This is a genomic window from Pseudoalteromonas sp. AWH4_217 (assembly GCF_056161105.1).
Genome location: NZ_JBSWYM010000041.1, coordinates 1 through 11590, shown reverse-complemented (window position 1 = coordinate 11590; position 11590 = coordinate 1). Strand labels below are relative to the sequence as shown.

The following is an 11590-nucleotide window of genomic DNA, read 5'->3' as shown; positions in this document are numbered from 1 at the left end:
AGCAGCAAACAGACGCTGAACCTGCCGAAACCTCTGCTGAGCCGGAAGATCCTCGCAAGGCTGCCGTCGCCGCTGCGATTGCCCGTGCTAAGGCAAAGAAAGCCGCTAAAGAAGCCGAGCAGCAAACAGACGCTGAACCTGCCGAAACCTCTGCTGAGCCGGAAGATCCTCGCAAGGCTGCCGTCGCCGCTGCGATTGCCCGTGCTAAAGCGAAGAAAGCCGCTAAAGAAGCCGAGCAGCAAACAGGCGCTGAACCTGGCGACGACCCGCAAAGCACTCATGAAGCGCCGCTTAGCGCCGAAGAAAAACGTCAGGCCGCAATTAAAGCCGCTGTTGCACGCGCAAAAGCAAAAAAGCAGGCCGCAGCCGAAGACCAAGAAGGAAATGATCCGTCATGAAATTAACCATGGCTTCATCGCCCCACAACCACAGCCACAAAACCCTCAGCCGTTTGATGCTGACGGTTATCGCCGCCTGTATCCCGGGCATTCTGGTACAAAGTTACTTTTTCGGCCCCGGCACCCTGTTTCAGCTCTTGCTGGCACTGTTAACGGTCAGCGCGGCCGAAGCCGCAATGATGAAACTGCGCAACCGCCCAGTGTGGCCAACGCTCAGTGATGGCAGTGCCTGGCTGACTGCCGTATTGCTTGCTGTGAGCATTCCACCTCTGGCCCCCTGGTGGGTCACCGTAATTGGCTGTGTGTTTGCCATTGCGATTGTTAAACAGCTGTATGGCGGGCTGGGTTATAATTTGTTCAACCCCGCCATGGCCGCTTATGTGTTGCTGTTGATCTCATTTCCGGTGCAAATGACCAGCTGGACCCCCATCATGGAGATACAAGCAACGCCGCAGTCCGCTTTGGATCAACTGGCACTCATTTTTACCGAGCAAACCCTGTCGGGCGTCCCGCTGGCAGAAGCCCGCCAGGTGATTGATGGCACCACCTCAGCCACACCGCTGGACCATGTAAAAACGGCCGTATCACAAAACCTGACTGTTTCAGAAGCCACTGATAACGTCGCATTCGGCGACTATGCCGGACAAGGCTGGCAGTGGGTGAACCTGGCCTATCTTTTGGGTGGTTTGTACCTGCTAAAAACCAAAGTCATTAACTGGCATATCCCGGTGGCTTTTATCGTGACCCTGGCAGTGTGCAGCGGCATTGGCTATGTTGTGTCACCTGCAACCCAGGCAGGTACGCTTTTCCACCTGCTCAGTGGTGCAACTATGCTGGGCGCGTTTTTTATTGCCACCGATCCGGTATCGGCCAGTACCACCAACCGTGGCCGTTTAATTTATGGTGCGCTGATTGGCCTGCTGGTTTATCTGATCCGCCACTTTGGTGGCTATCCGGATGCCGTCGCTTTTGCCGTGCTGATCATGAACATGGCGGTACCTTTGATTGATTACTATACGCAGCCTCGTACTTACGGGCATGGAGCAAGCTCATGATCCTGTCATCGATGAAAAAGAACGGCCTGATCCTGACCGCCTTTGCACTGGCGACCACCGGCAGTGTTGCGCTGGTACAAACCTTTACAGCGCCAGAGATTGCCAAACAGGAACAACGCCACCTAATGCGCGTATTGACCCAGGTCATTCCAAAGGCGCAATACGACAACGAGCTTTACCTGGATTGTACTTTGAGTGATGCTCCAGAGCTTGGCCCCAATGGCCCGCATATTATCTACCGCGCGCGCTTACAGGATGAGCCAGTCGCCTTGCTGGTGCAACATATCACCCCACGTGGCTATAGCGGTAATATCGACATACTCAGCGCGGTCTATAACACCGGTGAAATTGCCGGTGTGCGGGTCACTCGCCACGAGGAGACTCCCGGGCTTGGCGATAAAGTTGAACTGGCCAAATCTGACTGGATCACCCGTTTCAGTGGAACAACCGTGACTCAGGAGCAAGACCCCGCTTTTAATGTACAAAAAGATGGCGGACAGTTTGACCAATTCACCGGCGCAACGATTACACCACGCGCCGTAGTGCAGAGCGTCAATGCCGCTGCCTGGTATGCTCGCAGCAACTTTGACGCGCTGTTCGCAGAGCCAAACCACTGTCAGGAGACCATCGATGAGTGAATTTAAACAACTCGCCCATGAAGGTCTGTGGAAGAATAACCCGGCACTGGTCCAGCTGTTGGGTCTGTGTCCGTTGCTGGCCGTCACCAGCACGATAACCAACGCTTTGGGCCTGGGGCTGGCAACTTTGCTTGTATTGGTTGGATCCAATGTCACAGTTTCCGTTGTGCGAAACTGGGTACCTAAAGACATTCGGATCCCGGTATTTGTGATGATCATCGCCGCCTTTGTAACCATAGTGCAACTGCTGATGAATGCTTACACTTTCGGTCTGTACCAGTCACTTGGGATCTTTATTCCGCTGATTGTGACCAACTGTGCCATCATCGGCCGGGCAGAAGCCTATGCCTCAAAAAACACGCCACTATTATCAGCCTGGGATGGGATCATGATGGGTCTTGGGTTTGGTGCTGTACTGGTATTGCTGGGTGCCATGCGTGAGCTGATTGGTCAGGGCACTCTGTTCGACGGGGCCAACCTGCTACTAGGTGATTGGGCAACCGCATTACGCATCGAAGTCATAGAGTTCGACAGCCAGTTTCTGGTGGCCATTTTACCGCCAGGTGCCTTTTTAGGGTTGGGGTTAATCATCGCTGCCAAAAACTATATTGATGCACGTAAAGAGGCCCAGGCTGAGCCCGTCGCCAGCCCGGAGAAAGCGCCCCGTGCCCGCGTCACCAGCTTAGATTAACGCGCTATGGGAGAGCCGTCACTCTCCCACTGAGCTCAGATAGGATCAACAGCAAGTAAGTCAGTACTATGAATAAAGCAAAACGACTCGAAATTCTCACCCGTCTGCGGGATGACAACCCTAACCCGGAGACGGAGCTAGAATATACCTCACCGTTTGAGCTGCTGGTCGCCGTTACTTTATCAGCGCAGGCCACAGACGTGAGTGTGAATAAAGCCACCCGTAAGTTGTTCCCAGTCGCTAACACGCCACAGGGAATTATTGATCTGGGTGTGGAAGGCCTGAGGGACTACATCAAAACCATCGGATTATTTAATTCCAAAGCCAATAACGTCTACAAGATGTGCCACATTTTGATGGAGCAGCATGGCGGCGAAGTGCCAGAAAATCGTGAAGCGCTGGAAGCCCTGCCTGGCGTGGGCCGCAAGACTGCCAACGTGGTGCTCAATTGTGCCTTCGGCTGGCCCACTATCGCTGTCGATACCCATATTTTCCGCGTATCAAACCGCACCAAATTTGCCATGGGCAAAGACGTGGTCGCGGTTGAAGAAAAGCTCGAAAAGGTGGTGCCGAAAGAGTTTAAAGTCGACGTACATCACTGGCTGATTTTGCTGGGTCGCTATACCTGTGTGGCCAGAAAGCCCAAGTGTGGCAGCTGTATTATTGAAGACTTGTGTGAGTTCAAAGAAAAAACCTCTGGTTAACCTATCGCGCCAATAAGACCATGGCTGTTCAGTAATAAACAGAATATTCATTGTCTTATTGGCATGCTAAGCTCATCTCATTAAGTAATGGATTTCTTAAACTCTGATGACGCTACCACAACTGTTCACGGCCCTGGTGCCTATCCTCAGCGTATTTATCCTGTTGGTCCTGTTCAGACTGCCTGCTAAGCAGGCAATGCCATTTAGCCTGCTCGTGACCTCCTTATCAGCTTATTTTATCTGGCAGGTGCCTTTAGCGCATATTACCGCCGCCACGCTGGAGGGACTGGTCATCGCAATGACCATAGTGTGGATTGTTTTCGGGGCGATTTTTTTACTGAAAGTGCTGCAGCAAACTGGCGCTATCCACACCATTAAACATGGTTTTGCCGGGATAAGCCCCGATAAGCGGGTGCAGCTGATCATCATTGCCTGGTTATTTGGCAGTTTTCTGGAGGGGGCTGCCGGGTTTGGCACACCCGCCGCCATTGCCGCCCCTTTACTGGTTGCCCTGGGCTTTACACCCCTGAGCGCCGTGGTGCTGGCACTGGTGGCCGACTCCAGTGCGGTCTCATTTGGTGCCGTTGGTACACCTGCGATTGTCGGAATTGGTCAGGGTGCGGCGAATATCGATTACGCCGACGTTAAGCAGATTGCCTCAACTGCCATTGGTATTGATATCATTGCCGCCGCCCTGCTGCCTCTGATCATGGTTGTGCTGTATTGCCGCTTTTTCAGCGACTCACCCAGCTGGCGCGCCGGGTTCGTTATGGCGCCTTTTGCCATTTTCAGTGCGTTGGCTTTTACCCTGCCTGCCTATGGCGTCGCCTGGTTGCTGGGGCCGGAATTTCCCTCTGTACTGGGCGCGATGGCAGGATTGGCCATCGTCTGCCCTCTAGCACGTAAGGGGTTCTTATTGCCGAAAACCGAAGCCTCAATAGCACCTCTAGCAGAAGAGACACACGTCCCTTCACTGAGCTTACTCAGAGCCTGGTTACCATACGTCTTGGTTGCTACACTCCTGGTGCTGACCCGGATCCCCGCACTGCCTTTTAAGGCCATGCTGCAAAGCGTGAACTTTGAATGGGAGCAGATCCTGGGGTCGGCCATTTCTGTGAATGTGATGCCCCTGTACCTGCCTGGCAGTGTGTTTGTTGTGACCGCGCTCTTGGCACTTTGGCTGCAAAAAGGCAAAGCGGCGCAGCTTCGCATGGCCCTCAACAACAGTATCAGTATGTTAATCCCCTCTTTGATTGCACTGAGTGCAGCCGTACCTATGGTGCGCATTTTTCTTCACTCTGACGTCAATAACGCCGCCCTCCCTTCTATGCCTATGGCACTGGCCGAGACGGTTGCCATACATCTGAGTGATCTGTGGTTATTTATCGCGCCCTTAGTGGGCGCGTTGGGGGCGTTTATCGCGGGCTCGGCGACCTTTTCTAACCTGATGTTTGCCAGCTTTCAGCAAGCATTAGCGGCTGAAGCTGGGTTAGATATGCAGCTGGTACTGGCCTTGCAGATGCTCGGCGCGAATGGCGGCAATATGATTGCGGTGGTTAATGTGGTTGCCGCCGCCAGTGTTGTCGGCCTGCACGGCAAAGAGGGTGATATTATTCGCTACACCCTGGTTCCCATGCTCTATTACTGCCTGGCGGCCAGCCTGATTGCCTGGCTGCTGTTTGTTTAGTGCTCCCAGGAAGGAAAAGGGTCCGGCAATGATTTCCACGCTTGCTGACCTTTTAGGACTTCCTCTTCGCTGAGCAAACAGGCATTCAGACGGCGAATAATCTCAGCTTTATCCAGCCCTTGGCCAATAAATACTAATTCCTGGCGCATGTCGCCAAAAGGCTCAACCCAGTGCTCTTCAATGGCGGCAATATATTCCGGGTCTTCTGGCCACTGATCCCGTGGTACTGCTTTCCAAAATAGTCCCGCTGCACCGTGCCTTGCGATACCGCCAGCCTGACTCCAGCTGCCAGCAATTTGAGGTCTGGTTGCCAGCCAGAAAAACCCTTTTGAGCGGATAAGCTTGCCGGCCAGTTCATCACTGTGCAAAAAGTCATAGAACTTTTGCGGGTGAAAGGGTCTTCTGGCACAAAAGGTAAAACTGCTGATGCCAAATTCCTCCGTTTCCGGAATGTGCTCGCCCCGCAGCTCTTTAAGCCAGCCCGGCGCCTGCTGGGCTTTTTCAAAACTGAATTTTTTGGTATTTAACACCTGCGCCAGGGGCACCTTGCCATGTGCCATAGGGATTTGCTCAGCGTCTGTATTGAGTGTGCGCAGAATACTTTGCAAACGTTTAAGCTCGATATCTGAGATCAAATCTGTTTTACTGATCAACAACACATCGGCAAATTCGACCTGCTCAACCAGTAAATCTGCCACACTCCGCTCATCTTCTTCACCCAGGCTTTCTCCAACGTCCTGCAAAGCTTCTGCGCGGTCGTAATCTTTCAGAAAGTTCACCGCATCTACTACGGTGATCATAGTATCCAGTGTGGCGATGTCAGATAAGCTTACTCCTTGCTCATCCGCAAAGGTAAAGGTTTCAGCCACGGGCAGAGGTTCCGAAATACCGGTCGACTCAATCACCAGGTAGTCATATTTGCCCGATTTAGCCAGCCGATTTACCTCTTCCAGCAGGTCTTCTCTGAGTGTGCAACAGATACAGCCATTGCTCATTTCAACCAGCTTTTCTTCAGCCCGGTTGAGGCTGACTTCATTTTGTACCGTCGCAGCGTCAATGTTGATTTCACTCATATCATTGACGATGACAGCCACTTTTAGCCCCTCACGGTTGCTCAGAATATGATTCAGCACCGTGGTTTTTCCTGCCCCTAAAAAACCGGACAGCACGGTCACGGGCAGTAAATTTGATGTATTTAACTTAGCCATTGCTTGATTACCTTACACAGTTTTTGACGGTAGTGTGTGTGGGTTCAGGTTTTGTCAGACATGCCTTTCTTTGACGTACATGTGCTCTTTGAGTTCAGAGCACAGCTTTACATCTGCGCACAGCTCCGCTGTAGGCCTTGCCAGTAAACGGGCAATGCCAATAGGCTCTCCCGTTTCCAGACAATAGCCATATTCATTGAGCCGAATTCGCTCCAGCGCCTGCTGGATTTTGGGTAACAGCTTCTGTTCGCGATCAACAATGCGCATCAGGATCAGGCATTGTTCCTCCCACGATGCTCTGTCGCTCAAATCGACCAATTCAGGTGGGTTCATTATTTGCGCTTTGGTATCACGGATACGTGCTCTGGTTGAATCGTGTAGCTCCACCAGACGTTGTCTGAAAAATGCCTGTTGCGCGGCATTCATGTAGTCGGATTCGGGCGCAGCCAGCATTTGTTCAACGCTGAGCGTGGCCGAAGTAGGATCAGGTGCTTGCATATCAGATGCCTTGTCTGAACAATTGAACTTGAACAATGTTATATTATAACAACACCTAGTTTAAAAGGATCACCTGATTAAATTTATTTCTGTGCGCTCTTATAGCAGCCTTAAAACTTGCGCCCCCTTTTATTAAAAAAGGGCTAGGGTGCCTGCTCAATGGTTATTTAATTTATCAGCCTGTGCCATGTGATAGTTAAGCAGCGTGATTTTTGCCTGTATCACCGCAGACTCATCAGCCTGGAACTGTTCAAGCAGGCGCTTTAGTTGTGCCTGATCCGCGCTCATTGTTACCAGAGACTCCAAGGCACTCAGACGTACCAGTTCACTTTCGCTGTGCCGGGCTGTAGCGACAATATCCTGCATCTGGCTGAGCGGCTCTGTGCCTGGTTCAAACTGCTCGACGCTTTGTGCCAGCAGGTGGATGGCAAAACTCTGAGACAGCTCACCTTTGTGCTCAGCTTGTGTCAGTAAATCAGTAAAAAATTGCACGGAGGCAATCTGTGGCATGGCTTCCAGATAATGCTCTATCTCATCAAACTGAGCATACACATCACTCTGTGAAGCACGCAGGTTTGTCAGCAGATGCTGCTCAATCAGTCTGGTAATATCCTGATTTTCATAACTAGCCAGATCCGGGTAAATACCGCTGTCTAACCCTACGTCCTGCGCTATTGATAGTAGCCTGGCCTTGTTTTCGTCATTGTTTGAAGGTTCATCTTTAAGCTCTGGGGGTGCAGGCGAAGCGCTGATGTAAAGCCGTTTTTCTGAGACTGGCTGGGCTGTGTTTAATGGCAGTGAGCGTTCCTCTGTGTGAGGTGTGAGGATAGTGTCGAGGCTTTCACTGTCTCCTACTGGGGTATAGTGCTGGGGTACTTCTTTATGCAGTAACACGGCGGCCAAAAGAAAGCCGAGCATAAAGCACAACACGTTGATCATCAGGTACTTTGCTTTCATCGTTAAATCCCGGCTGTAAAGCTAAGGCTGACCTTATTGCGCCAGCCCCTGGTAGAGCTTAGTGAATATCGAATCTCACGCCCTGGCAGCCATTGTTGTTGTAGGCTGTTCCCGCGCTCTTGATTGACCAGAAAACTTCGCCACGTGTCGAGTTTGCATTAGTTGGAGTGAAAGTGCGTTTGCAGGTTTTGGTTTTTTTATTGTCCCAGACCGGCTTGCCGTGTTTCAATTTTACGAAGGTATAATCCAGTTCCATTTTATATTCTTCATTGATATTCGCGCTCAGGTCAGGATAAAAACCGTGACCATACCCAGCCGTCAGGTTTTGTTTTCTTTTTTCACGAAATACGACCGTGTTATCACTTAATCGCTTGATCTTAAGCTCAACTGTGGTGACTGTATAACCGCCACGGTTGCAATAGAAAATCATGGACTGATTACCACGCGTGGTATTCGCCCAGTTGTAAGGTGCGACGTCTCTCCAGATTTCGCAGTCTTGCTTTTTGCCAGAGAAATAACCGCCATCACCCCCTGCGACGCTCACTTGCGTATTGGCCAGTGTCATGACAAGTGCTGCGGCACCTATTTTTAAAGTTTTCTGTAAATTGCTCATTCATTATCCCTTTGTGTGATTTTTATACCAATTTGCTTAATTAAGTGTTCTATTTTGAGGCGAGAAAATAGGGTCGATAACACCGCTCCCGCGTCCTGCTATTGCTGAGGCACCTACATCCATATAGGCGAGGCAAAAATTTTGCTATTTAGTTGTTCTAAATGAAAAATTTTTAACGCCGTTAGCGTCATATTTGCTCCGTCAAATTGAACAGGTATTAAGTGAAATTGGTATTATGTGCATGTCCAGGTTAAAAGCGGCGATTTTGCCACATAAATTACCCAATCGAAATCATACCAGTAAGGAATAGTCTATTCACATATTTTTAATACTTTCGGCGCTATCGACTTAGCCTCAACAAAAACTGATCAACCAATGATGCCTGATCTGCCAGCGCTTGCTCAGTGTTTCGCATTGCTGCGGTGGTGTTGTCTGCACTTTGCATCGACGCATTGGCCAGCTGAGAGATATTAACCGCCTTATCGTTTATTTCGTTGCTTGCACCCGACATTTGGTCAGTTGCAGTGGCGATTTCGTAGTTCAAAGCAGAAATATCTTTTACCATATGCTCTATCGATGCCAGGTTCTCTTTGGTTTGTTCCGCTTGCGCTACACATTCATTAGACTTATCAACCCCATTTTGAATGGCCTCTACTGCGCGCTCGGCACGTTGCTTTAGAGCTGCGACAATATCATCAATCTCTCTGGTCGATTCCTGAGTACGTTGTGCAAGCGCCCTGACTTCATCTGCTACCACAGCGAACCCCCTGCCCTGCTCACCAGCTCTTGCCGCTTCTATCGCAGCGTTCAGAGCCAGCAAGTTAGTTTGCTCAGAAATATCTCGTATTACGTCAACAACTCCGCCGATTTGCACCGTTTGCTCATTCAATTGAGCAATATCATGTTGAGTACGGCTCAATTCTTTGCATAGAGTGTGATTGATTTGCATACTGGCCTGCACCACAGAGTTAGAATCCAGTACCGAACGCAATGCACCTTCTGAGCGATTCGCTGCGTCACTGGTATTGCCGGCAATGTCGGAAATAGCGGCCGTCATTTCATTCATGGCCGTAGCCAAAGAACCTGTCTGGCTCTGCTGCTCTTGTAACAACTCTGTGTTGCTGTGACATTCCGACACCGTTTCCTGCGCATGTTGGTCGACCAGCTGGCTGGCGTCCTGAACCCTGCCAAGTACGGCGCGTAACTCAGACCCCCGTGCCAGCAGTGCCAGCTCAATCGCTGCGACATCATTGACTTTATTAAGGTAAATTTTTTGCATCAGTGGGTTGTCGTAGACTTGCTTGGCTTTTTCACTCAACCGACGAACTGGGGATAATCGCTGATATGTCAGTGCGAGTACGCCTGCTAGCAACAATGTCTCCAGAATATAGTTCCATGGCGCAGGCAAACTGGTAAATACCATGCTCAAAATATAAGACACCACCAGGATCAACATCATCTGCGCGGACAAAGACAGAGACGAGCGGGTCAATTTAGCTGGTGCAACGCCCTTATCGAGCTGCTGATAAATATTTTCAGCCCGTTTTACCACATCCCGTTCAGGCTTGGTTCTGACCGACTGATACTCGGCGGTTTGGCCATGCTGATCTTTGATGGGGGTCACATAGGCATTAACCCAGTAGTGATCACCATTTTTACAACGGTTTTTTACTATGCCCATCCAGGGCTTGCCGGAGCCTATAAACTGCCAAAGATCTTTAAAGGCGGCTTTGGGCATGGTTGGATGACGTACCAGATTGTGTGGTTGACCTTCAAGTTCGTCCAGTTCAAAGCCAGCAACATCACAAAAGCTTTGATTCGCATATGTGATCCGCCCTTTAGTATCTGTGGTAGACAGCAGGTTATAAGAGACCGGATAATCATTTTCCTTATCCGTATAATCGGTACGTCTTTTGGCCATGATGCTCACCTAAAAAACGCGATACTAACCCATTTTTCGTAGGTGAGCTTGTTAATAAAGCCCTAACTTTGTTTTAAATCAAACAATTTAAGTAAATGAAATATATGAAAAATTTCATTGAAATGTTGAAATCTAAGATTGATAAGTATGAACAGGAGTCTAAAAAGATAAAAAGAAGATGTTATTGAATGAAATGGTGCTGCTGAGAAGAGTGGCGTCCCCTAGGGGATTCGAACCCCTGTTACCGCCGTGAAAGGGCGGTGTCCTAGGCCTCTAGACGAAGGGGACGCAGAATTTGTCTAGCAAATCACTGATTTGCTAATTCTGCGCTGAGGTGAGTCTTTTGCCAGCAAAAGCGAACGGCATTATTCTCTCTCTTACAGAATGTTCTGTGTCACTAGGACTGGTTATTTAGACTCTTACCATGCGAGTTTTGTACTTACTAAAGTAAGTGGCGTCCCCTAGGGGATTCGAACCCCTGTTACCGCCGTGAAAGGGCGGTGTCCTAGGCCTCTAGACGAAGGGGACAAAAATTTGCTTATTGAAGCACCGCTTCAATAATTTTTTGTTAGCGTGAAAGTCGAGCCAGCGAGACCGAACTTCCTTTAACAAAATCTTTTGTCACTAGGACTGGTTATTTAGACTCTTACCATACGAGTGTGGTACTTACTAAAAAGTAAGTGGCGTCCCCTAGGGGATTCGAACCCCTGTTACCGCCGTGAAAGGGCGGTGTCCTAGGCCTCTAGACGAAGGGGACACTGAATGTGTCACTAGGACTAGTTGTTTATACTCTTACTATACGAGTTTGGTACTTACAAAAGTAAGTGGCGTCCCCTAGGGGATTCGAACCCCTGTTACCGCCGTGAAAGGGCGGTGTCCTAGGCCTCTAGACGAAGGGGACAAAAAATTTGCTTATTGAAGCACCGCTTCAATAATTTTTTGTTAGCGTGAAAGTCGAGCCGGCGAGACCGAACTTCCTTTAACAAAATCTTTTGTCACTAGGACTAGTTATTTAGACTCTTACTATACGAGTTTGGTACTTACTAAAGTAAGTGGCGTCCCCTAGGGGATTCGAACCCCTGTTACCGCCGTGAAAGGGCGGTGTCCTAGGCCTCTAGACGAAGGGGACAAAAATTTGCTTATTGAAGCACCGCTTCAATAATTTTTTGTTAGCGTGAAAGTCGAGCCAGCGAGACCGAACTTCCTTTAACAAAATCTTT

General features: G+C 49.8%; 10 protein-coding genes, 5 tRNA genes and 1 pseudogene. 6 read left to right on the top strand and 10 right to left on the bottom strand.

The features are described from left to right. The 6 genes and pseudogenes from ACXAH1_RS24295 to ACXAH1_RS24270 all read left to right on the top strand — a co-directional run. Positions 1-398, top strand: a pseudogene (locus tag ACXAH1_RS24295) (electron transport complex subunit RsxC); the annotation flags it as partial. Further along, positions 395-1453, top strand: coding sequence for an electron transport complex subunit RsxD (rsxD, locus tag ACXAH1_RS24290; RefSeq protein ID WP_475200275.1), 1059 nt, complete (start codon positions 395-397; stop codon positions 1451-1453). The pseudogene ACXAH1_RS24295 and the gene rsxD, both read left to right, overlap by 4 nt. After that, positions 1450-2091 carry an electron transport complex subunit RsxG gene (rsxG, locus tag ACXAH1_RS24285; RefSeq protein ID WP_475200273.1) on the top strand — a complete coding sequence of 214 codons (642 nt, stop codon included), beginning with the start codon at positions 1450-1452 and terminating at the stop codon, positions 2089-2091. The genes rsxD and rsxG overlap by 4 nt, the downstream gene beginning before the upstream one ends. Further along, positions 2084-2782 carry an electron transport complex subunit E gene (locus tag ACXAH1_RS24280; RefSeq protein ID WP_475200270.1) on the top strand — a complete coding sequence of 233 codons (699 nt, stop codon included), beginning with the start codon at positions 2084-2086 and terminating at the stop codon, positions 2780-2782. The genes rsxG and ACXAH1_RS24280 overlap by 8 nt, the downstream gene beginning before the upstream one ends. 68 nt (positions 2783-2850) lie before the next feature. Further along, a complete protein-coding gene (nth, locus tag ACXAH1_RS24275) occupies positions 2851-3486 on the top strand; it encodes an endonuclease III (protein WP_475200269.1) in 636 nt (211 codons plus the stop codon). Between the two features lie 106 nt (positions 3487-3592). Next, positions 3593-5173, top strand: coding sequence for an L-lactate permease (locus ACXAH1_RS24270; RefSeq protein ID WP_475200268.1), 1581 nt, complete (start codon positions 3593-3595; stop codon positions 5171-5173). On the opposite strand, the gene zigA is transcribed toward ACXAH1_RS24270, so the two are convergent. The 10 genes from zigA to ACXAH1_RS24220 all read right to left on the bottom strand — a co-directional run bounded on the left by zigA (position 5170) and on the right by ACXAH1_RS24220 (position 11499). Continuing rightward, positions 5170-6381: a zinc metallochaperone GTPase ZigA gene (zigA, locus tag ACXAH1_RS24265; protein WP_475200266.1), complete on the bottom strand. Its 1212-nt coding sequence runs from the start codon at positions 6379-6381 to the stop codon at positions 5170-5172. The genes ACXAH1_RS24270 and zigA overlap by 4 nt on opposite strands. Before the next feature lie 54 nt (positions 6382-6435). Further along, entirely contained in the window at positions 6436-6879 is a 444-nt protein-coding gene (locus ACXAH1_RS24260) for a TraR/DksA C4-type zinc finger protein (RefSeq protein WP_046006695.1), read from the bottom strand. A 156-nt stretch (positions 6880-7035) separates the two neighbouring features. Beyond that, a complete protein-coding gene (locus ACXAH1_RS24255; RefSeq protein ID WP_475200264.1) occupies positions 7036-7836 on the bottom strand; it encodes a hypothetical protein in 801 nt (266 codons plus the stop codon). 58 nt (positions 7837-7894) lie between these two features. Next, positions 7895-8449, bottom strand: a complete 555-nt coding sequence (locus ACXAH1_RS24250) for a hypothetical protein (RefSeq protein WP_475200262.1) — start codon at positions 8447-8449, stop codon at positions 7895-7897. Between the two features lie 340 nt (positions 8450-8789). After that, positions 8790-10370: a methyl-accepting chemotaxis protein gene (locus ACXAH1_RS24245; protein WP_475200260.1), complete on the bottom strand. Its 1581-nt coding sequence runs from the start codon at positions 10368-10370 to the stop codon at positions 8790-8792. Between the two features lie 212 nt (positions 10371-10582). Further along, positions 10583-10658: transfer RNA gene (locus tag ACXAH1_RS24240), tRNA-Glu, on the bottom strand. Between the two features lie 164 nt (positions 10659-10822). Then, positions 10823-10898: transfer RNA gene (locus ACXAH1_RS24235), tRNA-Glu, on the bottom strand. Between the two features lie 153 nt (positions 10899-11051). Further along, a tRNA-Glu gene (locus tag ACXAH1_RS24230) sits at positions 11052-11127 on the bottom strand. A 68-nt stretch (positions 11128-11195) separates the two neighbouring features. Further along, positions 11196-11271, bottom strand: a tRNA-Glu gene (locus tag ACXAH1_RS24225). 152 nt (positions 11272-11423) lie between these two features. Further along, a tRNA-Glu gene (locus ACXAH1_RS24220) sits at positions 11424-11499 on the bottom strand. Between the last annotated feature and the right edge of the window lie 91 nt (positions 11500-11590).